The 26,422-nt window shown below is 25.0% G+C and carries 21 protein-coding genes; 17 read left to right on the top strand and 4 right to left on the bottom strand.

The features are described 5' to 3' along the window. Nucleotides 1-24: 24 nt before the first annotated feature. Nucleotides 25-1,824 (bottom strand): aminopeptidase P family N-terminal domain-containing protein, encoded by a 1,800-nt coding sequence (locus ABDZ71_RS08010; protein WP_343760574.1) that lies wholly within the window; start codon nucleotides 1,822-1,824, stop codon nucleotides 25-27. Nucleotides 1,825-2,302: 478 nt separating this feature from the next. On the opposite strand from ABDZ71_RS08010, the gene ABDZ71_RS08005 reads away from it, so the two are divergent. The 3 genes from ABDZ71_RS08005 (at nucleotide 2,303) to ABDZ71_RS07995 (ending at nucleotide 5,161) form a co-directional block, all read left to right on the top strand. Beyond that, a complete protein-coding gene (locus ABDZ71_RS08005) occupies nucleotides 2,303-2,863 on the top strand; it encodes a GNAT family N-acetyltransferase (RefSeq protein WP_343760572.1) in 561 nt (186 codons plus the stop codon). A 403-nt stretch (nucleotides 2,864-3,266) separates the two neighbouring features. Next, nucleotides 3,267-4,598, top strand: coding sequence for an MBL fold metallo-hydrolase (locus tag ABDZ71_RS08000; RefSeq protein ID WP_343760571.1), 1,332 nt, complete (start codon nucleotides 3,267-3,269; stop codon nucleotides 4,596-4,598). Between the two features lie 65 nt (nucleotides 4,599-4,663). Continuing rightward, entirely contained in the window at nucleotides 4,664-5,161 is a 498-nt protein-coding gene (locus ABDZ71_RS07995; protein WP_343760570.1) for a hypothetical protein, read from the top strand. 158 nt (nucleotides 5,162-5,319) lie between these two features. Here ABDZ71_RS07995 and ABDZ71_RS07990 read toward each other — a convergent pair whose 3' ends face one another. The 3 genes from ABDZ71_RS07990 to ABDZ71_RS07980 all read right to left on the bottom strand — a co-directional run bounded on the left by ABDZ71_RS07990 (nucleotide 5,320) and on the right by ABDZ71_RS07980 (nucleotide 8,519). Continuing rightward, a complete protein-coding gene (locus ABDZ71_RS07990; protein WP_343760568.1) occupies nucleotides 5,320-6,693 on the bottom strand; it encodes a sensor histidine kinase in 1,374 nt (457 codons plus the stop codon). 2 nt (nucleotides 6,694-6,695) lie between these two features. Continuing rightward, a complete protein-coding gene (locus ABDZ71_RS07985) occupies nucleotides 6,696-7,403 on the bottom strand; it encodes a LytR/AlgR family response regulator transcription factor (protein WP_343760567.1) in 708 nt (235 codons plus the stop codon). A gap of 189 nt (nucleotides 7,404-7,592) precedes the next feature. Beyond that, nucleotides 7,593-8,519, bottom strand: coding sequence for a hypothetical protein (locus ABDZ71_RS07980; protein ID WP_343760566.1), 927 nt, complete (start codon nucleotides 8,517-8,519; stop codon nucleotides 7,593-7,595). A 274-nt stretch (nucleotides 8,520-8,793) separates the two neighbouring features. On the opposite strand from ABDZ71_RS07980, the gene ABDZ71_RS07975 reads away from it, so the two are divergent. The 14 genes from ABDZ71_RS07975 (at nucleotide 8,794) to ABDZ71_RS07910 (ending at nucleotide 26,308) form a co-directional block, all read left to right on the top strand. Next, entirely contained in the window at nucleotides 8,794-9,642 is an 849-nt protein-coding gene (locus ABDZ71_RS07975) for a pentapeptide repeat-containing protein (protein ID WP_343760564.1), read from the top strand. Between the two features lie 28 nt (nucleotides 9,643-9,670). Beyond that, the gene (locus tag ABDZ71_RS07970; RefSeq protein WP_343760563.1) at nucleotides 9,671-10,279 is read left to right on the top strand and encodes a DUF3267 domain-containing protein; all 609 of its coding nucleotides are present in this window, start codon (nucleotides 9,671-9,673) and stop codon (nucleotides 10,277-10,279) included. 147 nt (nucleotides 10,280-10,426) lie between these two features. Next, on the top strand, nucleotides 10,427-10,948 hold the full coding sequence (locus ABDZ71_RS07965) for a VanZ family protein (protein WP_343760562.1): 522 nt from the start codon (nucleotides 10,427-10,429) through the stop codon (nucleotides 10,946-10,948). Nucleotides 10,949-11,201: 253 nt separating this feature from the next. Beyond that, nucleotides 11,202-12,893: an AAA family ATPase gene (locus ABDZ71_RS07960; RefSeq protein ID WP_343760561.1), complete on the top strand. Its 1,692-nt coding sequence runs from the start codon at nucleotides 11,202-11,204 to the stop codon at nucleotides 12,891-12,893. A 112-nt stretch (nucleotides 12,894-13,005) separates the two neighbouring features. Next, complete coding sequence (locus ABDZ71_RS07955; protein WP_343760559.1) at nucleotides 13,006-13,962, top strand: tRNA dihydrouridine synthase; 957 nt, start codon at nucleotides 13,006-13,008, stop codon at nucleotides 13,960-13,962. Between the two features lie 307 nt (nucleotides 13,963-14,269). Continuing rightward, complete coding sequence (locus tag ABDZ71_RS07950) at nucleotides 14,270-15,016, top strand: ABC transporter ATP-binding protein (RefSeq protein ID WP_343760558.1); 747 nt, start codon at nucleotides 14,270-14,272, stop codon at nucleotides 15,014-15,016. A gap of 88 nt (nucleotides 15,017-15,104) precedes the next feature. Continuing rightward, nucleotides 15,105-17,081, top strand: coding sequence for an ABC transporter permease (locus ABDZ71_RS07945; protein ID WP_343760557.1), 1,977 nt, complete (start codon nucleotides 15,105-15,107; stop codon nucleotides 17,079-17,081). Between the two features lie 254 nt (nucleotides 17,082-17,335). Beyond that, nucleotides 17,336-18,910 (top strand): sensor histidine kinase, encoded by a 1,575-nt coding sequence (locus ABDZ71_RS07940; RefSeq protein ID WP_343760555.1) that lies wholly within the window; start codon nucleotides 17,336-17,338, stop codon nucleotides 18,908-18,910. Continuing rightward, nucleotides 18,888-19,493, top strand: coding sequence for a response regulator (locus ABDZ71_RS07935; protein ID WP_343760554.1), 606 nt, complete (start codon nucleotides 18,888-18,890; stop codon nucleotides 19,491-19,493). Before ABDZ71_RS07940 ends, ABDZ71_RS07935 begins: the two co-directional genes overlap by 23 nt. A gap of 245 nt (nucleotides 19,494-19,738) precedes the next feature. Further along, nucleotides 19,739-21,001 (top strand): YeeE/YedE family protein, encoded by a 1,263-nt coding sequence (locus ABDZ71_RS07930; protein ID WP_343760553.1) that lies wholly within the window; start codon nucleotides 19,739-19,741, stop codon nucleotides 20,999-21,001. A 426-nt stretch (nucleotides 21,002-21,427) separates the two neighbouring features. Then, nucleotides 21,428-22,738 carry an APC family permease gene (locus ABDZ71_RS07925; RefSeq protein ID WP_343760551.1) on the top strand — a complete coding sequence of 437 codons (1,311 nt, stop codon included), beginning with the start codon at nucleotides 21,428-21,430 and terminating at the stop codon, nucleotides 22,736-22,738. A gap of 369 nt (nucleotides 22,739-23,107) precedes the next feature. Beyond that, a complete protein-coding gene (locus tag ABDZ71_RS07920) occupies nucleotides 23,108-24,043 on the top strand; it encodes an Ig-like domain-containing protein (protein WP_343760550.1) in 936 nt (311 codons plus the stop codon). A 146-nt stretch (nucleotides 24,044-24,189) separates the two neighbouring features. After that, nucleotides 24,190-24,873 carry a response regulator transcription factor gene (locus ABDZ71_RS07915; protein ID WP_343760549.1) on the top strand — a complete coding sequence of 228 codons (684 nt, stop codon included), beginning with the start codon at nucleotides 24,190-24,192 and terminating at the stop codon, nucleotides 24,871-24,873. Between the two features lie 4 nt (nucleotides 24,874-24,877). After that, entirely contained in the window at nucleotides 24,878-26,308 is a 1,431-nt protein-coding gene (locus tag ABDZ71_RS07910; protein ID WP_343760548.1) for a sensor histidine kinase, read from the top strand. Nucleotides 26,309-26,422 lie beyond the last annotated feature (114 nt).

Here is a 26,422-nt window from a genome sequence, read left to right as displayed (position 1 = left end):
ACATTAAATTGAAATTTTTAATTGTTATTTAACTTCTCTAGTATATTCTTTTAACCATGTTTTTTCATCTTCACTTAAGTATGGTGAGATTTTATCATAAACATCTTTATGGTATTTGTTTAACCAAGCTTTTTCTTGGATGGTCATTAAGTCAGGATTTACTGCATCTAAGTCTATAGGTACAAAAGTAATTGGTTCAAAGTACATAAATTGACCATATTCATTTTGTTCACCTTTGCATACAAGAATTTCATTTTCAATTCTTATTCCGTGAGAACCTTCAATGTATATTCCAGGTTCATCAGTAAGAACCATACCTTCTTCAAATGGATGAACTTCATGTGCACGATATTGCCATCTGAATCCTGTTGGTGCTTCATGTATATTCATTAAATATCCAACACCGTGACCTGTTCCATGGTTAAAGTTTAAATTATTATTCCAAAATGGAGCACGTGCAACTATGTCTAAATTCATACCATTGCATCCATAAAGGAATCTTGCGTGAGCAAGGTGAAGATTACTTTGAAGTGTTATAGTAAAGTGATCTTTCATTATTTGTGGTATTTCTCCAAAAGCATAAGTTCTTGTAATATCAGTAGAGCCTTCATAGAAACCAGCTCCTGTATCTGTTAAGAAGAAATTACCTTCTTTAAGTTCTATATCAGTTTCAGGAGAAGAAGTGTAGTGAACTATAGCTGCATGTTCACCAAATGAACATATTGGTTCAAAGCTTTGACGAATATAGCCTTCTTGCTCTTTACGGAATTCTTCTAATTTTCTAGAAGCACTCATTTCTGTAATTTTTTCTTTTCCAACATTATGTTTTAACCAATACATGAACTTTGTATGGGCAATTCCATCTTTTATTTGAGCTTTTTTAATATTTTCAATTTCAGTTGGGTTTTTCATAGCTTTAAATAAAACACATGGATTTTGTTTTTCTATCTTTTTAACATTTTCAGGGATGTTATTATATAATGCATAGTTCATTCTAGCAGGGTCAATTAATACTACATCAGAATCAGAGAATTTTTTAACTGCATCGTATATATCATTATATGGATGTAAAGCTGTTAAGCCATTTTCTTTAAGAGTTGATTTTATTTCATCACTTAATTTAGCTTCATTTATGAAAAGATGAAGTTCATCCATAGTAACGATTACATAGCTTAATATTAGTGGGAAAAATTCAATATCATCTCCACGGATATTAAGAAGCCATGCTATATCATCTAAAGATGTGATTACATGAGTATTTGCACCAGAATTTTTCATTTCTTTTCTAACACGTTCTAATTTAGATGTTGTAGATTCACCAGTATATTTTATATCAAGAGCAAAGGCTGGTTTTTCGGAAAGTGGTGGACGATTTTCATTTTTCCATACATCGTCAATTAAATCGCAATCGTATTTTATAGATCCATCTTTACCTTTGACTATTTTTTCATAAGCTTGTCCGTCACCCATAGAAACTACACGACCATCAAATCCAAGAGTTCCTTTTGAAGATAATGTGTTTTCAATGTATTCTTCTATAGTTGGAACGTTTGGTTCACCCATTTTAAATAATTTAACAGTTGTTCCTTCTAGTTGTTTTCCAGCTTGAAGAAAATATCTTCCATCTGTCCAAAGTCCTGCACTGTCCATTGTGATAATAGCAGTTCCTGCAGAACCTGAGAATCCTGTTATATATTTTCTAGCTTTGAAGTGTTCGCCAACATACTCGCTTTGATGGAAATCAGCAGTGGGTACGATATACATGTCAATATTTTTTTCAGCCATCAAGGCTCTTAATTTTTTAAGTCTTTCAGTTACTTTCATTATATTAATCCCCTTTCAATGAGTATATATTCTCGAGCAAATTATAACACAAAAATGGAAGGAAAACTATAACAATTGTAATGAAAATTGTAAAAATATATATAAAGGTGCAGGAAGAATTTCAAATAACTGAAAAATATGAATAACTTTGAGCAAATAACAGAAAAAAACTTAATAAATTTTTATTACAAAAGACTGTTTAGTTATTTACAATGGTTAATGATTTTTGAAAAAATATATCTAATTAAAAGCTAATTGAATTTAATAATACAATTTTATTTGAAAAGATTAGACTATACTAATGAAATTTACGTAATATTATAATTATACAGATATATGTAATTATATAGTAAATATGTAATTATGAAGGAATTCATAGATAAATGTCGAATTGATTATTGTAATATGAAAACTTATAAGCATTTTTAAATCTTATTTTTTATGTTATAAAATATTTTGAAAGGTATAATAAAATATTATGAAAATCATTCCTTTATCACTAGAAAATAAAAAATATATAAAACAATGCGAGATGTTACTTGTTGATAATTTTAAAGATTTTTCCAATATAGAAATTGCACGTAGGGTAATAATTAGTTCTATAGATGAAAGCAAAATTAATATAATTGCAGTAAATGAGGATGATAGGGTATTAGGCTGGATTTGTGGTATTGAACAGTATAATGCAAATATATGGGAAATACAACCTATAGTAGTAGATAAGCAGTATCAAAGAAAAAATATTGGAAAATTCCTTGTTTGTGAATTTGAAAAGTTAGTGGCTTTAAGGAAAGGGAGAACAATTATTTTAGGGGTAGAAGATGTCAATAATGAAACGACTCTAGGTGGAAAAGATATATATCCAAATATTTTTAAGCAATTAGAAAACATAAAGAATTTAAATAACAATCCTTATGAATTTTATTTAAAACTTGGATTTAAAATAGTTGGTGTAATACCAGATTCAAGTGGTTTTGGTAAGCCAGATATTTTAATGGCTAAAAGAGTAGCAAATAGAGTATTACAAAAATCTATGTAAATTTTATTGAGAGTGAAAATGTAATAAGATCGACTTAGTTTCAACATATTTTATTTTAAGCTTTGATAGATAAGAGTGTTTGGACTTTCATTATTGATAAACTTCAAATAAAAAAGTAAGATCTCGTGGTTATCTACACCAAATCTTACTTTTTTACTGTATCTAACATTAAGAAAAGCTAGGATAAAAGCTTGTTGTGCTGTTATAAATTCTTTGATGATTAATTTTAAGAGTCTTCAACAGTATTGAAAGTTGAATGACGAATATAATATTTGAAGAATACTTTAATGTGGATATATATTTTTCACTTGTATTTTTACAAACTAATATTATAGGAATATATTGAATAAGTTTCATATTTTAGTATAATTATATAGTGATTTATAAAGAAGGAGGAGTTATTTTGTTTCAATTAATGAATACAGTAGGAGTTTTAGTTTTCATAGTATGTATGTTAATGTCTATGGTTTTTTTAGCTAAAAGAAAAGATAAATTTAAAAATATTGGGAAAGCAGTATTGACATCATTTGCATTATTTTTGGTGTTTTTTATGAGTGGTTGTAGTTCTAAAGATAAAGTAGAGAATAAAACATCAAAAGATTCAAAAGCTGCCATAAGTGATAGCGTAAAAGATAAATCATTAGGTACTTTGAAAGTTCATTACATAGATGTTGGACAAGCAGATTCAATTTTACTTCAGCAAAATGGACATAATATGCTTATAGATGCTGGAAATAATGAAGATAGCAATCTTGTGAAAAAATACTTACAAGATCAAGGTGTAACTAATTTAGAGTTTTTAGTAGGAACACATCCACATGAAGACCATATAGGTGGTATGGATTATGTAATTAATAGTTTTAAAATTGGGAAAGTATATATGCCCAAAGTTACAAGTACTACTAAGACTTTTAGAGATGTAGTAAATGCAACTAAAAATAAAGGATTGAAATTTACTAATCCAAATGTAGGAGATAGCTTTAAATTAGGAGACGCTAAATGCACAATATTATCACCGAAAAGTAGTTCATATAAAAGTTTAAATGATTATTCTATAGTTATAAAAGTAGAATTCGGTGAAAATTCATTTTTATTTACAGGAGATGCTCAAGGTACTTCTGAAATGGAAATGGTTAAAGCTAATTTAGATTTAAAGGCAGATGTCTTAAAAGTAGGGCATCATGGATCAAGAACCTCTACAGTAAGTAATTTTTTAGAAAAAGTTAATCCTAAATATGCAGTTGTATCTGTAGGAAAAGATAACGATTATAGACATCCACACCAAGGGGTTATGGATAGACTTAAGAGTAAAAATATAAATGTTTATAGAACTGATGAAAATGGAACAGTTATAGCTACAAGCGATGGAAAGACTATAAAATTTAATTGTAAACCAGGATCTTATAAAGGTAATTCTACTAGTAGTAAATCAAGTAGTAGTTCCACTAGTGTAAATAGTAGTACAAGTAATTCTAGTTCTACGAAGACTTCAAATAGTTCTAGCCAAAATGAAACTAGAACAGTTAAACAAGAGTCAACGAATTCAAGTAATCAAAGTAGTTCAGTTAGTGAATCAAATCAAAACAAAGTAGGGGAGACTGTTTGGATATCTGCTACAGGAAAGAAATATCATAGTAGACCGGACTGTGGCAGAATGAATCCAAATAAGGCTAGAAAAATGAACAGACAAGATGCTGAAAATGCAGGGTATCAGCCTTGTAAGAAATGTTACTAAGTATCTAGATTAACTTTAAATATGATCCTTAAATTTACGATTAATATAGTACAGGAGATTTAAATATGAAAAAAACAATAAAATTATATAATTTAATTTTCCCTATTTGGATTTTATTATTTTTTCCACCGTTTATATTTGTAACACTTATTGGTAATTATATGGTTGATTCTTTAGTAATAGTAGGATGTTTTTTTGCATATAAGTTAGGAAATAAAAAGTTTAATTTAAAAACATTTTATAAGAAAAGCATATTGAAAGTTTGGTTATATGGTTTTTTATCAGATTTCATAGGTGCATTTATATTATTTTTATTAAACTGTTTCAATTTATCTAATAAACTTTTATCAGCAATATCATATGATCCTTTTTCAAATTATTTAGCAGTAATAATAATAATAGTATGTATTTTTATATCAGCTGTATTTATATTTTTATTTAATTATAAATTTGTTTTTAAAAATCATATTAAAGAAGAGATTATAAGATTTAAAATTTCACTTACTATTGCAATTATAACAGCCCCATGGACATTTTTATTACCGACAAAGTGGTTTTATTAATTATGAAAGGTTAAATGTATGCCTTATTTATATAATTAATCAGAGGGTATTTAATTATTTTTCTGATGAATTTTAAAATAAAAATAAAAGATTATAATAAAAGAGTAAGCCTGATATTAAGATGGGCTTGCTCTTTTTTAGTTAGTAAGGTGAAAATACTATTTGATTTTAATCATAATATTTATAGTAAATTTATTTTTCTCTTCTAGTATATCAACTACTCCATTATATTTTTTTACAGTAGATTTTATATTACAAATGCCTATTCCATGGTTAGCTTTGTCTGATTTTTTACTTATAATTTTATTTTTATTATATTGGAGTTTATCTATAGTAGTATTAGAAATTTCAATTATTAAGTACATATCTCTTATGTATGATTTTACTAAGATTGATTTAGGAATATTACTATTAACAATTCTTGTGCAAGATTCAATGGCATTGTCTAAAGCGTTACTTAAAATAACACATGTATCAATAGGCGCTAACAAAGTTTCTTTAGGCATTATAAAATCACATTCAAAATTTATTTTTTTAGATTTAGCAATATTAAATTTCTCATTTATGACTGCATCGGATATGCAATTTCCTGTTTTTATTTGAAAATCAAGTTTGGTTATAGTTTTATTAATATTACCAAGATATTTTTTCATTTCCTCAATATTATTAGTATTAACTAAATTTTTTAAACAGCATAGATGATTATTCATGTCATGTTTTACAGTTTTTATATTATTGTAGAGCTCTTCAACATCTTTAGTATGTTTAAATTGAAGTTTAAGTTGTTGACCCATAAGTAGATTTTTTTTCTCTTCTTTTTCACATTGAAGCATTTTGTTAAAGGTATAGCTTATCATCAATATAGATATTAATAAAGCAAAACTTACAAAGGGTAGAATATAATAAGTCTTAGGGAATATGTGTGGCAAATAGTAGGCTTTATTATTAACTTTGATTTCTTGAATAATATAAAAAATAACTCCTAAAGCATATGTAGACAAACAAGGGATTAATAAGTATAAACCTTGATATAGATTGATTTTTTTATTTTTAAAATTTAATAATTTTAATATATTTTTTAAAAATATAAATAATAAAGAAAACCGTACAAGGTCATTAATAACGTTACTCATAAAGCTAATAATAATGTGTCCACTAAAAGATATATCTATTTTATGTATAATTGTAAGAGCATTAAAATCAAATACTAAAAAAGAAAGATTAATTAGTAATAATGCTATTTCATCAACAATTACAGCATAAAATTTAACTAAAAAACCTCCGTTACATAAGTAAAATATACCTAATAGCCAAATCACATCACTTATAATTATATTAAGTAAGTCAGAACCTATTTTAATTGGGAAAAAATTAAATAGTGTTAATAATATAGAAAATAAAATAAATTTGTATGGTTTGTGTTTAAAACCTAAAAATCTTTTATAAAAATAATATTTAATACTATATAGAAAAGGAAGCGTAAAACATGTTGATAAAATTTCAGTGATTTTCACTATAGATTGTTTGTCCATTATTAATTTACCTCATCTTTTAAATAGTACATAAATGCTTTTGAAAAATCTGATAGTTTGTATTTTGATATATAGATTTTTTCAGAGTTTTTTAAGGTTATAAAGATATTATCGTAACTTCTAACATATTTTAAATTTACAATATAACTTTTATGACATCTAAAAAAAGTATTTTCGCATATTTCTTTCTCAATGTCTGATATTTTATGATAATATTCAATAACATTATAAGTAGTATGTACTTTTAACTTTCTTCGTTGAGATTCTATATATATTATGTCTTTAAGCAAGATTTTAGTTGAATTTTTCATTGTTTTAGCAATAATAAATTTATCTTTTTTATCAAAATTTTTTATTGCTGAATATAGAACTTTTCTAAACTTATCTTCATTAATAGGTTTTAAAATATAATGAAAAGCTTGAACATCAAATGCATCAAAAACATAATCTTTAAGGCCAGTTATAAATATAATGATTGATTTTTCATTTATTGTTCTAATTTTCTTTGCAACATCTATACCATTTAAACTATCCATTTTTATATCTAAAAAATATATATCAAAAATGTTTTTTGTATATAGTAATTTTTCTCCGTTTTCAAATTCAAAAATTTTAAAGGCTTTATTCTTTAAATTTAAAGCAGTATAAACCATATGGACTATTAGATTTCTTTGATTGTTTTCATCATCACATATAGCTATTTTAAGCATAGAATCACCCCGGAAATAATTATAACATATTAGCCTGTAGTTGAGATTTCTACAGGCTCTAATAGTATTTAATATTAGTAATTTCTTCTATAATAAAAAATTAATATAGTGTATTTTATTAAAGTAAGTGGTTAATATAATATGTTTTTAAGCTTTAATTTAGAAAAACCAAGGAATTTTTCAAATAACTTAGGCTGTAATATTAAATTTTTTAGAATTTCCTTCTGATCCATTTTTAAGCTTATTTTTGTATTGCTTAATATTTTGAAAAGCTTTTTTCTCTTTTATTGTTGATTTATTTCTAGAGATTGATTGATTACTAATTTTTGAATTTATTTTCCCTTTACTTTTTGTAGCTATACTATCTAAAGAGTTGTTCCCATCTAGATTAGTATTTTCTTCGGTGCTATTATTAATAGAAATAGAATTTGAAGGAATATCTTTTTTATTTATATTAGATTTATTGTTTATGTGCTTTAGGTCATTACTTAATTTTTCGGTTAAATTTTCGATGTTATTTTTTAGCTTAGAAAGACGTTTTTTCTTTCTTTTAGGATTGAGTCCTCTTTTTTCATCTATTTTTATTTCAGATTCTAGAACTCTTGCATTTCCAGTCATTAACTTTCTTTGAGATGATAGAGCTTTAGCTTTTCTTAAATTAGTAGAAAGATTTAAAAGGTTATTTATTGAAGAATCGGCTTTTGTATAGTTAGGATTTTTATCTTTTAAATTTTCTTTAGATTCTTTTTCTTTCCTATTGTTATCTTTCTTATCAATTTTTTTACGTTGTTTTTTTAATTGAAACTCACTTATTTGTTTATTAATTTCTTCAATTTGTTTATCAATTTTTTCAAGTTTTTCTTTTAAAGTTGTTGGATTTTCACCGTTTTTTAAGCTTCTTTCCATAAGGTTATTTTTACGATCTATTAAATTTAATTTTTGTTTCATTAAACTTTTTAATAGATTATTTCCTTTTGATTTTATGCTTAAAGAATTTTTTTTACTGTTTTTGTTTATTCCATTTTCTTTATTAGTAAGAGAATTTTTAGATAAATTAAAACCATGACATGAATTTCCTAAACATGCTGGTTTTTGTGTGGAAAAAGAAATATTCATATATAAGCCTCCTTTTTAGTGAATTTATACTTAATACACTTTTTATATCGTAAACTTAAGTATTAAATCTATTAGATTGTAATAACAAGTCATTAAATTGTAATAAATAGTATCTTTATATTAATAAACTTAGTTTTTGATTTATATTATTAAAATTAAAAAAGATAAAACTGTTTTAGTTAGATTTAGGTATTTTTTATAGTTGCATGTAAGTATAATATGGTATAATTTAGGAGTTGAAAAAATTATAATTTATAATAAGAGGTAAATATATATGGGATATACAAATGAAGATAAACGTAAAAAAGAACTAAGAGTTGATTGTAAAAAATGCTTTGGATTATGTTGCGTTGCATTGTACTTTTCAGCTTCAGAAGGGTTTCCAACAAATAAAGATGCAGGCAAACCTTGTATAAATTTAAAAAAGGATTTTACTTGTTCTGTTCATAAAAATCTTAAAGATAAAGGATTAAAAGGATGCATGGCTTATGACTGTTTTGGAGCAGGGCAAAAGTTGGCTCAAGTTACTTATAAAGGTGAGGATTGGAGAAAAAATTCTAAATATTCTAAGGAAATGTTTGATGGATTTTTGATTATGAGACAACTTCATGAAATGCTATGGTATCTTTCAGAAGCATTTACTCTTGAAAAAAGTAAATCTATAAAAGAAGACATAAAGTTATTAATGGACAAGACTGAAAGGCTTACTATGCTTGATCCTAATTCGTTACTAGAAGTAGATGTAGAAATTCATAGAAATGAGGTTAACAAGTTTCTTAAAAATACTAGTGAAATGATACGCAATAAATATTCTTATAGAAAGAAGGGAAATTCAAAAAATAGCGGAGGACATAGAAGAGTAGATTATTTTGGCGCAAACTTGAAAAAAACTAATCTTAGAGGAGCAGATTTAAGAGGAGCATGCCTTATTGCATCTAATGTTAGAGGGGGAGATTTAAGTGGGGCAGACCTAATTGGCGCTGATCTTAGAGATGCAGATTTAAGTGGGGCTAATCTTTCAAAAAGTATATTTCTTACACAAGCTCAGATTAATGCAGCTAAAGGAGATTCAAATACAAAGCTACCAGAAATGCTAGTGCGTCCAAGTCATTGGGAAAAGTAATAATGTAGTTTTAAAGGATGAGGATAGGATGTTAAGAAAGAAAAAATTATCAAAATTTAAAGGAAAGAGAATAGACCAATTTAATAGGATAAGTGAAGGATTGATTAATCGAGGATATAAAGAAAAATTACTTACAGTTACTACTTTAAAGGCTAATGTTATGGCAATATTAATTTTTCTACCAATTTATATGATTTGTTGCTTACTTTTTCATATGATTTATAAGGATAACTATAGTTATCCTATGTTAAATAGTGTATTTTGGATAGTTGTAGTAATAGGGATTGTTGTCCATGAATTTATACATGGAATTACTTGGGGATATTCTTGTAAAAAAGGCTATAAAGCTATAAGTTTTGGATTTGAACTTTCAACTTTGACACCATACTGTTGTTGTAGTGAAGCTATGCCATTTAAAAACTATGCTTTAGGGTGTGCAATGCCTACTATTATTTTAGGTATAATACCCTATATCATTGGATTAATATTAGGCAATTATTATTATGCTATGTTTGGTGGATTACACATTTTATGTGGAGGCGGAGATATGTATGTTTTGTGGTTGATTCGTAAAAATTATAATTCAATAATAGTTGATCATCCTTATTTAGTAGGATGTGTTGCCTTTGAAAAATAGTCCTTTAATATTGAATTTAGAATTATTAAACCAATTTAGTATATATAACAAATTTTGAATTTTGTCCGAGTGAAGGGTTTCTTGATGATATATGACTTTTCCTTTATTTATATAAATGTTTTATTCTAAATGTATGGGAGGTATATAATGAAGAAGAAAGAGAAAATATTAAATGTATTACTTGTTTTAGGGTTTATATTTTATATGGCATTTTTGCTTTGGAATATTCTTTTTAAATATGTATCACCTTTTGAACTGTTTAGTAAAGAAAGATGGTTTTCTAGAAGTCTTAACTTAATTCCTTTTAGCGGAATGTTAAATGGGTATTTTACTGATTTAGATATATACGGAAATGTGATGCTCTTCATACCCATTGGAATTTATATAAATTTAACTAAAAAACATTCAAAATTATATATTAAAATTCTAAAAATGGCTATGTTAAGTATAGCCTTTGAAGCAATACAATATATATTTGGCATTGGTGCAACTGATATAACAGATGTAATAACTAATACCTTAGGTGCTGTAATAGGTGTAGGAATATATTATTTCTTAAAATTATTATTTAAGAAACCTGATAGGGTAAAAACTTTTGTTACTATTGCTAGTACTTTAATGATGGTTGTGGTTTCAGCTATTTTAACTGCAATTATGATTTATAATTAATTTATAATAAAGATTTAAAACCTATCTTAGATTAAAATATAAAAATCTAAGGTAGGTTTATTTTTTAGCATATTGTTGTGAATTAAAGAGATTGGAAAATTATTTTTGTGCTAAATGTAGCAAGAAAAATAATTTGCTTGGATAGTATACTAGTTATATAAAAGATATATAAAGAGTGTAGTTTTAGTTTAATAGGGTTAGTATATGTTATATAATATATATTAATAATAGGTAAAAGATTAGGAGGTAAAGCATGAATTTTAAGCCGCTTCCAATAGGTGTAGAAAATTTTAAAACTATGATAGAAAAAGAATATTATTATGTTGATAAAACCTTGTTAATTAAAGATCTTATAGATAATAAAGCACAAGTGAATCTTTTTACTAGGCCTAGAAGATTTGGAAAGACTTTAAACATAAGTATGTTAAAGCATTTTTTTGAATATAGTAAAGAAGATAATTCATACCTTTTTAAGGATTTTAAAATAATGGGTGAAGGTGAAAAGTATACATCACATATGGGAAAATATCCTGTAATAAATCTTTCTTTAAAATCTGCAAAACAGCCAACTTTTGAATTATCATATATTTCTATAATAAGAAAAATTTCAGAAGAGTATAGAAAACATATAGATATATTAGAAGGAAATATTTTTACAGACGATATTAAAGAGCGATTTATGAAAGTTTCTTCAGAAACAGGTAGTAAAAGTTATTATGTAGATTCTATTTATTTTTTATCTAAGTGTTTAAATCAATTTTATAATAAAAAAGTAGTGATATTAATAGACGAATATGATGTGCCTCTTGAAAATGCATTTTTTAGAGGGTTTTATGGTGAAATGATTGATTTTATAAGATCATTATTTGAATCAGCTTTAAAGACTAATGATTATTTAGAATTTGCAGTTTTGACAGGGTGCCTTAGAATTTCAAAAGAGAGTATTTTTACAGGACTTAATAATTTAGAGATAATATCAATATTAAATAAATATTATGATGAATATTTTGGTTTTAAGGAAGAAGAAGTTAGTAAAATTCTTAAAGATTATAACTTAGAAGAAAAAGAAGATACAGTTAAGACATGGTATGATGGATATATTTTTGGAGATACTGAAGTTTATAATCCTTGGAGTGTTATAAAATATGTTAAAGATTTATATATTGATAAAAATGCTTTTCCTATATCGTATTGGGCAAATACAAGTTCAAATAGTATAGTTAGGAGTTTAGTTGAAAAAGCAGATGATGATACAAAAGCCGAAATAGAAGAATTAATTGCAGGTAAATTAGTAGAAAAACCTATACATGAAGATATTACTTATGGAGATATAGATTCTTCAATGGATAACCTATGGAATTTTCTGTTTTTCACAGGTTATTTAAAGAAACAGTGGATAAAAATGAATGAAAATAATGAAATAATTGCTGGGTTAACTATACCTAATGAGGAAATTAGAATAATTTATAAAAATACTATTTTAAATTGGTTTGAAAAAGGTGTAAAATCTAAAAACCTAACAAAAATGTATGATGCTATGCTAACTGGAGATGTAGAAAACTTTGAACTTGAATTAGTTGACCTTTTAGTAGAAAGTATAAGTTTTTATGACGCCTACGAGAACTTTTATCATGGTTTCTTACTAGGAACTTTGATTAATATGAAAAGATATATTATAAAATCTAACAGGGAATCTGGAAAAGGTAGAAGTGATATTGTAATAAGATATCCCAATAGACGTGGAGCAGCGGTAATTTTAGAATTAAAGGTAGCAAAAAACATAAGAGAATTAGAAGAAAAATGTGATGAAGCTTTAAAACAAATAGAAGATAAGAAATACGATAGACCTTTAATAGAAGAAGGGTACACAAATATATTGAAATATGGAATAACTTTTTATAAAAAGGACTGTATGATTAAATCTAGTACAACAAATAACGTATAAGGGATTATAATAATTTATTTTGCTTTAAATTTATTTTAGTAGTAATAGGTAGATAAGAAAAAAGAAGGCTGATATAATATTTTTAGAATATTTACATACAAAGGAGAAAATGATGAAATATTATTTAGCGCCAATGGAAGGAATTACAGGACATATATATAGAAATGCTTATGAAAAGTTTTTTCACAATATAGATAAATACTTTACACCTTTTATTGTTCCAAATGAAAGCAAAAAACTTAAAACTAAAGAATTAAAAGACGTTTTGCCAGAAAATAATAAAGGTATAAATGTGGTTCCTCAAATACTTACTAATAATTCAGAGGGGTTTATTAATACTGCTAAGAAATTACAAAAACTAGGTTATGATGAAATTAATTTAAATTTAGGATGTCCTTCTGGAACCGTTGTTTCAAAAAATAAAGGTTCGGGATTTTTAGCTAAAAGAGAAGAATTGGATATATTTTTAGATGAAATATTTAAAATAGATGATATGAAAATTTCTATAAAAACTAGAATAGGAAAAGATAGTTCAGATGAATTTTACGATTTGATAAAAATTTATAATAAATATCCTATAAAAGAATTAATTATCCATCCTAGAATTCAAAAAGATTTCTATGGAAATAAACCTAATTTAGATGTATTTAAAGATGCATTATCTTTAAGCAAAAATCCAGTGATTTATAATGGTGATATTTTTACTAATAGTGACTATAATGAATTAACAGAAACTTTTAGAGAAGTAAAAACTCTAATGATAGGAAGAGGTATAATAGCAAATCCTGGATTGATAAATGAAATAAAACATAATGATAATATTAATAAAGAAGTATTAAAAGATTTTCATGATGAAATATTAAGTGGATATATAGATTTATATGGGGAAGCTAGGAACGCCTTATTTAGAATGAAAGAACTATGGGGATATATGATTTGTATGTTTTCAGATAATAAAAAATATGCTAAGAAAATAAAGAAAGCACAAAAACTAAATTCTTATAATGAAGCGGTTTCAAGTTTATTTAGAGATCAAGAAATAAATACTGAAAAAAGTTTTTATAACTAAATTAAGAGAGTAAGATTTAATAAAAATATTAGTATTCTAATAGATAAAAGTAACATTTATGTTATAGAAATAAAAATATAAGCTGACTATTTAGGGCTAGATCCTAGATAGTCAGTTTTTTATGTAAAAATCTTATGATTTGTGCGCTTTTTACTCAATAAATTTTAATATAGAAGATATAAAATTATAAATAGAAATAAAAGATGTAGTTTAAAAAACAAAAAAAGTATAAAAAGATTATAGACTTAGTGAAAAATTTCTATTAGAAATGCACATTTCATTAAATATAAAAAAAGGAGAAATAAAAATGAAAACAATATTAAAGGTTAAAGATGTTATAAAAAATTATAATAAAAATCAAAGACCTTCCTTAAATAAAGTATCATTTCAAGTTGAAAATGGAGAGTTTATTGGTATTATGGGAGCGTCTGGTTCTGGAAAAACAACTTTATTAAACGTACTTTCAACTATTGATAAACCTACTAGTGGAGAAATTATAATCAATAATATAAATATAAAAAATTTAAATAGTAATAAAGCTTCGGATTTTAGAAAAAATAATTTAGGATTTATATTTCAAGAATATTTTTTATTAGATAGTTTAACAATTGAAGAAAATATATCTGTACCCCTTACTCAACTTAAGAAAACTCCAAAGGAAATTGAGAGTAGCGTAAAAAAGTTAGCTAAACGTTTTGGTATTGAAGAGCAATTATCTAAGTACCCTTATGAATTATCTGGTGGACAAAAACAAAGGGCAGCGGCTTCAAGGGCTATTATTAAAAATCCAAATATTTTATTTGCAGATGAGCCTACGGGAGCTTTAGATTCTACATCTGCAAAAGAGCTTCTTTTAAAATTAAGTGAAGTAAATAAAGACTTAAATACTACAATTTTAATGGTAACTCATGATGCTTATGCTGCTAGTTTTTCTAATCGTATTTTAATATTTAAAGATGGTGAAATCATAAAAGAATTAAAAAAAGAAAACTTAAGTAGAAAAGATTTCTTTGAAAAAATACTAAAAGAAATTTCAGAAATTGAAAATGAGTAGTATGAGTTAAATAAAGTTATAAAAAATATTTATTTTAATTATTATATAAGATTAAAACCAATGATTTTGGTGAAAGGAAAATCAAAATATGAATTTATTTAAAATTGCACAAAAAAATATGAGAAAAAATTTATCATTTTATTCTCTATATTTGTTTTCTATAGCTTTTGTCCTTATGATATTTTTTAGCCTTATATCTTTTTCTATGGATGAAGTTATAATGGCAAAGATATCTTCAGATGGTAGAGTGGAAACAATGTCTAGAGTTGTATCTATATTTATAATGGGGTTTGTATTGTTTTATATGTCTTATTCAAATACTTTTTTTCTAAGAAAAAGGATAAAGGAACTTGGAATTTATGCTTTGCTTGGATTTAGAAAATCTAGTATAACTTGTTTACTTATTATTGAAAACATTTTTATGTGCTTAATTGCTCTTGTTATAGGAATTTTTCTAGGAGCCTTTCTTCATAAAGGGATTATAGCAATTATAATTCATTTTTTAGATTTAAGTATAGATAGTTCAAGCATAGTATTAATTAACTTTAAGGCAGTTTATTTTAGTAGTGTATTTGTACTAGCAGTTTTATTTATATTAATGATATCAAACTGGAGATTTTTAAGAAAAAGTTCTTTATTAGAGCTAATTAGGTTTGAAAAAAAATCTGAAAAGAAAATAAATGTAAAGATATATTTATCAATATTAGGTATTATTTTTATGATAACTGGTTATGCATTAGCTTTGGATATTATACGAGGTGAAAATTCACTTTGGGTAACAATAGGTTTCTCTCCTATGGCTATGTTAACTTTAATATGCGTAGTAATAGGAACAGTATTCTTTATATATTCCTTTATACCTTATGTAATATTAAAGATAAAAAATAAAAAGGATTATTTTTATAAAGAGATAAATATAGTTAGCATTCCTAAATTTGTATATAGAATAAGGTCAAATGCAAGGACATTAATTTTATTAACATTATTATCAGCTGCAACATTATGTCTTCTAGGATCTACAACAATAACTTTTTATTATACCGTTAAAGGAACTTCACGTATAATTCCTGCAGCCTTTGAATTTCCTGTAGAAAATCCTGAAAAAGTAGATAGGGCAATTAATATTGCAAAGGAAATGGTTGGAGAGAAAAATATGCAGTATAAAGAAACTGATATAATTAAAGTGACAGCGTCCTCCTCAAAACTTCCTTTTGAATATAGTGCTGAAAAAAAGAATAGTTTTGATTTAATTTGTGAATCAGATTATAAAGAGTTATTACAATTACAAAATAAAAAAGTAAGTAAAACCCCTTTATCCGATAAGGACTGTATTTTAATTAAATATATGTATGATAATAAGAAGTTGGACAAGGGGAGTGTATATAAACTAAATGTAGATTCAAAGGAGAATATAACTGTAAAAGTACTAGATACTACGTTGAATAATCCAATTGGTTTTGCTAATAGTGTAGGAACTCTTGTGATTTCTGATAACATTTATGAAAAAATTTCTGAATTTAAACCTTCATTAAATAAAGTTATGAGTATTTACGGGAAAGATATGAGAGAAAATAAAAAATTATATGAAAGTATATATCCTTTATTTAAAGATAACGTAAAATTTGCTAGTGCTTTTCAAAAAAAGAATGATATTGTATATGCAAATAGTTCAACTAATTTATTGATAATATTTATTACATTAATATTTTTTATTGCTACTGGAAGTATATTATATTTTCATAATATATCAGGGATATTTTATGATAGAGATGATTTTAATATACTTATAAAGATGGGATATAATCAAAATAAAATTAAAAAAATTATTAGAAAGCAAATTAAAATACTATTTTGTATACCAGCTATATTAGGAACTGTTCATAGCATGTTTGCTTTATATTGTTATAAAAATCTTTTGATGCAAGATTTACTTGGTCAAAGTAGTGCATTAATATTACCATTAATTGTTTCCATTGGAATTTTCATTATTGTATATATTATTTATTACAATATAACTAAATACACTTGCTACAAAATGATTTTAGATAAAGGGCTGTCACACTAATTAATTAGTGTACAGCTTCTTTTAAATAATAAAGAGTAAAGTACTAAATTCATAAAAGTAAGGGGTTTATAGTAAAAAAATATATATCAAAACAAAATATTTTAGATAAAGAGTATATCCTTAACAAGAAATTCTATAGATCAAAACAGCTACTTATTTATTAATTACATATTGTGAAAAACATTTGGGGTATATTATAATAAAAGTTAATTTATAGAATATTTTAAAATACATACTTATTTAGGAGATTAATTATGAAATTTAAATACAAAGAAAAACAAATCATTTTTTTAGTAAATCAACTATTAGTTATAAGTTTTCTTATATATAGATATATTGATAACAAAGATGGAGCATATTCTAGTGTCCTTTCTTTGTCAGTTATTTCAATAATGATTGTTACTTCTAGTTATATACAATTTAACAATTTAAAAGAAAACGTAGTTTTATCAGAGTTTTCTAATTTATTACTATTTCTTTCATGGATTTTTTTGTTGCTTAGAAGTGATTTAGAAATAATTGAATATATATCATTTTTATTATATATTTTTCTCCCATATAAAGTTATAAGTTTTTTATTAGTTTTTATATTTCAAAATTCTTCATATAAAAATAGAAAGCTAATAGATGGAATTTTAAAAGGCATTTGTTTTATTACAGTACTTTCTATGTTAAATCTTAGAATATTTTATCTTATGCTTTCAGTAAATTGGCTTTTTAATTATATATGTTTATTTTATTTATTATGTAAAAACAAAAAGAGAGTTAACTTTGTTTTTAAAAGTGAAGGAAAAAACATAATATATTCAATTGCTATTACTTTAGTTCCTTTTATTATCTATGGGTATTTTTTTAGAAATAGCCCAGATTATATGGGGAATATAGGTCTTTATATAATTACATCTTTAATAATATTTAGTATATATGGTGTAATACAAAATAATTTTAACGAGTTAAATCAATATTTTTCTTTAAATTCAAGAAAGAATGTTTTATTATGTATTGTTGTATTTGTAACTACAGTTATGTCAGGAGTACTTTTTCATTTTAATGCAATAAGCTATTTTATTTTAATACATTTTTTTATTTTTATAGCTTTATTTTACTTAACTCTTTTATATGATGAAATAAATTATAAAGTATTTAAAGAAGAGAAAGAGGATTTTAATAGAAATAATTATAATTTTTATATAAATAATTTAATTCGTATATCAAAAGAAGAAGAAATTAAAAAGGATTTTTCAAATTATCTTCATGATGAAATATTACAAGATTTATTATCTATAAAAAACATGATGTACAAAATAGATAAACCAAAAGCTAAAGATATTATAATAGAAACTTTAGAACAATTAAATAAGTCTATTAGGCAGCAGATGGAAGAATATCATCCAATAATATTAAAAGATCTAACCTTTAAAGAAAACATAAGTAATTTGATAGATATGATAAGAGAAACTTATAAAAACAATATTTGTATTTTTTTAGAGTGTAATGAAGATTTGTTTTTAGTAGAGCCTTATAATATATCAATATATAGGATTTTAAAAGAATTGATAACAAACTCTTTTAAACACTCAAATTGCAAGAGGATTTTTGTTTCTTTATTTCAAAAAAGAGAAGAAATAAAAGTTATTGTAGAAGATGATGGAATTGGATTTAATAATATAGATATTAAAGATCATCATGGATTAAGTTCTATTAAAGAGCAAGTAGATTTGCTTAATGGTAATTTAATTATAAAAACAGGTAAACTTGGTGGGATATCTGTTATTATTGAAATAACTATGAGAGGGGATAATTCTTATGAATATTTTATTAATAGATGATCATGCTTTATTTGTAAAAAGTTTAGAATTTGCTTTAGAAGATTATGATGAAATTGAAAATTTTTATACAATTAAAGATATTGATAAAGTTATGGAAGTAATAAGTAAAAAGAATTTAGATATTATTTTAATTGATATAAATTTAAATAATATGACTAGTAAAAATGGATTAGAGATTGCTAAAGATATTGTAGCTATTTATCCTGAAAAGAAGATTGTTATTTTAACTGGCTATGATTTGCCAGTATATCGCTATGAAGCAAAAAAGATTGGAGTAAAAGGTTTTTTAAATAAAAATATAACTCCAGACAAGCTTTTTAAATTGCTTATTCATATAAATAAAGGAAATAGTTTTTTTGAGGGCAATGTTAATTTTATAGAAGTTCTTACAAAAAATGAAAAGCAGATTTTACAATTATTAGCTGAAGGATATAAAAGAAAAAATATTGCAAAATTGCTTCATTTAAGTGAACGTACTATTTCAAACCATATACAAAATATATTTTCTAAACTAAATGTAACATCTTCTATAGAAGCGGTTACAAAAGGAATTCAACTGGGGTATGTTCAGCCAATTTATTAAATTATGATTCCTACATTTATTATTTTGAAATTGATATAAAAAAACATTATTCTATATAAGCAAGTCTTATAATAAGTACCTATAACTTCTGTGTTATTATATTAGGGAAGTAACAAAGTTGGCGCTTTCTTTAGACAAAAATTTAACAATAAAAGTAATTATACATAGGTAATTTTAATCAAAAGACAAAATGAATAAGTAACAATAATATTAATTTAAAAATAATATTTGAGGAGGAAATTATTGTGAAAAAAAACACAGAGTATCTTATAGGATTTATACTACTTATTGCAATCATAATAATAGGAAATGTTGGACTTACAAGTTCAATGCTATTTTTTAGACTACTTGCGGGGGTAGGACTTGGATATGCCCTTACAAGATCATTCTTTGGGTTTGCAGGATCTGTAAATAGAAGTTATAGAGCAGGATCGACAAAGCTTATGAGAATGTTAATGATTTTATTTGTAGGAACAGCAATAGTAAGTGTAGCTTTCTTTTTAGGACAAGATGTAACTAAATATGATTTATGGGTTAACCCTATAAATTTAGGACTTATATTAGGTGGAATACTATTTGGTTTTGGTATGTCATTTTCTAGTTGTTGTGCATCAGGAGTTCTTACTGATTTAGTAACAGGACTTCCACGTGCATTTATAACCCTTATATTTTTCGGAATGGGAGTATTTGTAGGATTCCCAATTCAAAGTTCAGCTCCATGGGTAACAAAGACATTAGTTAAAACTAGTACATTTAAAAATGGAGTATTTTTACCAGACTTATTTAAATGGGATGGATTAGAAGGATATTTAGGAGCAATAATAGTAACAATTATTTTTGCTGTTATAGCAATTTGGATAGCTAAAAAATATGAAGATAAAAGGAAATCAGAAAATAGTTACCTTGGTGTAGATACAGAAATTCTTCAAGAAGAAATTAATGAAGATAAAGAACCATTCAAATTATTTAGTAAAAAAACTTATGAAAAATTATTTGTAAAACCATGGACACTTGGAATGGGAGCAGTTGTAATTGGTGGTATATTCACACTTTTAATGGGTGTAACTAAAGCTGGATGGGGAGCATCTACTCCTTATGGATTCTGGTTTGGTAAATTACTTATATTCTTTGGAGTTTCTCCTGAAAGTGTAGCAAGTTTTTCAACTAAACCAGCAAAAATATATACAGCACCATTCTTTTCACATCCAATAAATGTACAAAATTTTGGTATAATACTAGGAACAATTGTTGCATTATTCTTAGCAGGAAGTTTTGCTAAAACTGTTAAAGAAGGTTTATCTATAACACTAAAAGAAGGTTTAATCTATGTTGTAGGTGGATTTACTATGGGACTTGGAACTAGATTATCAAATGGTTGTAATGTAGGAGCACTTTATACACCAATAGCTAACTTCTCTTTATCAGGTTGGATATTCCTTGCTTTCTTAGTAGCAGGAGGTATTTTAGGAAATATAGTTTATAAAAAGTTAATGGTGAAAAAGGCATAAAAAAATTTATACTATATTTCACTTATTATTTTAATGTGCATCACAGAAAATAAACAATTTTAAAGAGCTACAATTGGTTAAGTTAAAAATAAAAGACTAATTGTAGTTCTTGTTTTATATAAGGGGTTATATTGATTTAAAATGAGTATTTTTAATGTAAGTATATTAATGAACAATAAGATTCATATAGAAAAGAAATACATTTAATAGTTGAAAATGGTATAGGTTGTTAAGAATGATAAGAACTAAGGTGGACTTAGTAATAACAGTGGAGCAATAGGGAACTGTATATATATAGATGAAATTAAAATGATACATATTGCTTTACTTTTTAAATTAAAAGAACTGATTTATTGCTTTTTTACAAAGTACTAGTAAATATTAATGATTTTAATGATAGTAAATTAATCAAAGATGGAGATAATTATGAATGAAAATAAACTGAGTAAAATAGATATGTTTTCAATAGTTCTAGGTGGGATAATAGGCTGGGGTTCCTTTATGCTTCCAGGTACAAAATTTTTAAAGGAATCAGGAGTTATAAATACATTTTTAGGACTTGTATTAGGGGTAATATGTATAATAATAATTGAAAAAAACTATCTTGTTATGATGAAAAGTCATGATGAAGAGGGTGGAGAATTTTCTTATACTTATAATAGATTAGGAAAAAAACATGGATTTATTGTAGGGTGGTTTTTGACACTTGCATATTTTACAATGATTCCATTAAATGCAACCGCATTTCCCTTGGTAATTAAAAAATTATTTGGTGGAATTTTAGAATTTGGTTATTTGTATAATATTGCTGGATATAACATCTATCTAGGTGAGATATTAATATCAAGTATAACAATACTTACATTTGCTTCATTAAATTTAAAAGGCATAAAAAAGACAAGCAAAATTCAAAATGTAATAATTCTTAGCTTGATATCAGTAGTATTAGTAGTTTGCATTGGAATGTTTATAAAAGGTGATAGAACTAATTTTACTAAATCATATATTTCAAATTATTCTTTTGATTTAAGCCAAATAATAAAAGTATTTGCAATAACACCTTTTGCGTTTATAGGATTTGATGCAGTTCCTCAGTTAAGTAAAGAATTTAACTTTTCTAAAAAGAAAGCATCATTAGTGGCAATTGCTTCTCTAACAATAGGAGTTTTAATTTATAATATATTAAATTTAGTAACAGCCCTTGCTTATTCTCCAAAAGAAGCTATGAATTTAGATTGGGCAGCAGGAAGTGCGGTATTAAGTACATTAGGTAAAGGATTTTTTATATTATTAATTATAGCTTTAAGTGCTGCAGTATGGAGCGGTATAAATGGATTTATGATTTGTAGCTCAAAATTATTAGGAGCTATAGCCAATTATAAGATGCTCCCACCTAAAATGGCAAAAGTAAATAAGAATGGTGTTTTTAAAAGCGCTATAATATTTATAACAATAATAAGTTTAATAGCTCCTTGGTTTGGTAGAAAGGTTATAATTTGGATAGTAGACATGTCGTCTTTAGGTGCTTCTATTGCATATTTTTATGTATGTTATGCAGTATTGAAACAATCTAAAAATAAAGTAACCAAAACAGTGGCAATGGTAGGTACAGTAATAAGTATAGTGTTTATTATGTTATTACTTTTACCTATATCTCCTGCAGCTTTAAGTAAGGAAGCTATGATTGCTTTAATAACATGGTGCGTAATTGGAGCCATTGCTTATCTTAAAATATAAAATATAGTAAATGAAAAAAGTGAATCTATAAATTATTATTTTAAAGTGGTATCCTAATATACTTATTTTTATGAAAATCATCAGCAGATATAATATATTAATAACTCTCTTTACTAAGATTGATTTCTTAGCAAAGAGAGTTATTTTATTAGTTAATATATTTATTGGATATTATTAAATATATTGATATATTATTACAAATATTTTATGATTAAAGTTAGAAGTCGATAAAAAATTTACATGTAGTAATATTATGGTACAAAATATACTCTTAAATTTTTGTGGTAATAAGTTGGAAACAAATTCGCTAATTTTGGTAAAAATGTCATGATAACATCTAATTACAGTAGATGTAAGGAGTGATAAATTATGAAAAGAAAAGCAATGATTTCATTATTATTAATATTAATAGTTATGCTAAGTGTTTCAGGATGTGGGAAAAAACAAAAAAGAACTGTTTTAACAAATGATGTGAAAAAGCAAGAAGATATGAAAGAAAACAAAGTAAAAAAAATAATTAAAGATGGAATCAAATTTTTAAATGCAGGGAAATATGATGATGCTAAAAGTTCTTTTGAAAAAGCAGTTTCAATGGATAAAGCTAATAAGGCGTCTTATATAGAAATAAAAAATAAGTATATGGAAAAAAATAGAGTAGATGATGCCTATTATTTTATAAAGCTTGCTATAAGTAATAAAGTTGATATTAAAAATATGAAAGACTTACTAAATACTATAAAATCAAAATTTGAAGTTACTAAAGTATATGCAAAAGTCTATCAAGATAATGAATACAATTTACCAAGTAAAATTAAAGCAAAGATAAATAATAAAGACAAAGAAGTTGCGGTTTCTTGGGATAATAACAATGTAGATACAAGTAGTTTAGGAACTAAAAAATATATAGGAAGAATAGAACAATATGATAGAACTGCTGAACTAAATCTTACAGTAATAAAAAAATCAGAAAAGGCTAGTTTTAAAAATAATAAAGTAAATTCTAATAAAGATAAAGTGTTACAAAATTCTAAAAATAACAATAAAGTAGTTTCTAATAAAGATAAAGTATTAGAACATGACAAGAATAATAAAGTAGAATTTTCTCGAGACAAAGCATTAGAGTATGCTAAAAATTATTATGACAATAATGAAGATTTAACTTATTCAATTATTCAAGAAGTTGAAAATCAAAATGGTGAAAAATGTTATGAAATTGTAGTAAAGTCAAAAACATTTATAAAACAAGGTGGAACAGGAACTGTTGGTGTTATTAAGGTTTTTGAAGATGGCAAGATAGTAGAATAAAATCTATAGTTTAAATAGGAATAATTATGGGAGAATTACTGAAAAAATAGCCAGTAATATTCTCATATATATTTATAAAGTATTGTATGATTTAATTCTTTTATATAGATTTACTTTTGGGAAGTGACTAGTAGGGGGAAGATATAATGGACTTTAAGGTTCTAGTAGTTGAAGATGAAATATCTATAAATGATATTTTAGTATCTGCTTTAAGAGCAGATGGATATACAGCTAAAGGGGTATTTTTAGCTAAGGAGGCAAAAGATACTTTAGATTTTTTTAATCCAGATTTAGTTTTGTTGGATATAAATTTACCAGACAAAAGTGGCTTTGAATTATGTAAATATATAAATAGTAAATGGTGTATTCCAATAATCATGTTAACTGCTCGTAACGATATTGTGGATAAGGTTTTAGGATTAGAATTAGGTGCGGATGATTATATTACTAAGCCTTTCAACATAAAAGAAGTATTAACTAGGGTAAAGGTTGCAATAAGAAGAGTTAACAAATATAGAGAAAAATCACAGGAAGAATATGTATATGTAAATAAATTTATTAAAGTGAATTTAGAAGGAAGAATTGTATTCAAAGATGATGAAGAAATAAAATTAAAACCTCAAGAATATGAACTTTTAGAGTTTTTTATTGAAAATAGAAATAAAGTTTTTTCAAGAGAAGCAATTTTAGATAAAGTTTGGGGAATAGATTATGATGGGGAAATAAGAACTGTTGATGTACATGTTAGAAGATTAAGAAGTAAGCTTGATAAAGAAAATTCACCATCTATTATAGATACTGTTTTTGGAATAGGATATGTAATGAGGTAATTTTATGAAAATAAGATATAAATTTATAACTGGTTTAATATTTATACTGATAGTTTCTATGATAGTAATGAATGTGTCTATAACACATGTTTTAAAGTCCAATATGGAAAATAATATAAATAACTTTTCAAAACAATTAATGAACAGTACACAGGAATATATAAAGTATACCCTTGAAAGTAATAGTTCTAAAGATAAAAAAGAATCATTAGTTGAAGAGGGTAATTATATAATAAAACACATATCTCTAAATTATGAATGTAAATGTGATATAAGAGATATAAAGTATAAATTGCTAGAAGGAAATTCTGAAAAAGAATTTGAGAGTATAATAAAAGACAGTAATAAAATAGCCATGAGTGGTAAAGCTGTAGTAGATTTAAAATACAAAGAAAATGGAGTAAATGCAATATTAACTTATCCAATTTATAGTGATAACAAGTATGTAGGAATCATAAATATAGTAAAAAATTATAATGGAGAATATAGAAATTATAAAAATACTATTAATTTTATAAATATTATAGAAGCAGGAATATTCATAGTCATATTTATATTTTTATATTTAAGAACCAATAAAATCACTGAACCTATTAGTAAGCTAACAGATGCAATAAAAAAATTAGGATATGGTAATTATGATATCCCAATTGATCATGAAGGAAAAGATGAAGTGGCTATACTTGCAAGAGAATTTATAAATATGAGAGATAAGATAAAAGAACAAATAAAAACTATTGAATCAGAAAAAAACAAGGTTTATAAATTGGAAAAAGGAAGAAGAGAATTTTTTAATAGCGTAACCCATGAGTTAAAAACGCCTTTAACAGCTATATCAGGATATGCAGAGTTACTTCTTACAGGAATGGTTAAGGACAAAGATTTTGATAAAAGAGCAATTGAAAGAATATATTCAGAAAGTGGTAGACTACATAAGCTAGTTCTAGATCTTATAGAAGTATCAAAAGGTATGTGTGTTATTAAAGAAGAGCTTAATTATATTAATATAAAAGAACTTATAACTGAAATTTGTAATGATATGAATATAAAGGCTAAAAAATATTCTTTGAAAATAATACAAAATATAAATGAGGGAACAGTTAAGGTTGAGCAGAATAAAATAAGGCAAGTAATAATAAATGTGGTTGATAATGCAATAAAATATTCTTCTGGAGGAAATAAAATTTATGTTAATTCATATATATTAGAAAATAAGTACATTATTGAAGTAATAAATAATAGTAATCCAATTCCAGAGAATATATTTAATAATATATTTGAACCTTTTATAAAATCTGATAACGGTAATAAAGAGAGCAGAGGTCTTGGTTTATATTTATGTAATGAAATAATTAAAGAACATGATGGTGAAATAACTATAGAAAATGGATCTTTAATAAAAACAAAAATTCAGTTACCAATAAGGGAAGATTAGAATCAGTAGTTTTATAAAAAAATTCCTGATTTTTAATATATAATAATAAAGTATAAAATTTAATTATGTATAAAATTTTTTTAAACTAATGCTATGAAAAAGTAGTTACACATA

The organism is Clostridium oceanicum, assembly GCF_039521385.1.
GTDB classification, from domain to species: Bacteria; Bacillota; Clostridia; order Clostridiales; family Clostridiaceae; genus Clostridium_F; species Clostridium_F oceanicum.
This window is presented reverse-complemented; position numbering and strand designations above follow the sequence as displayed.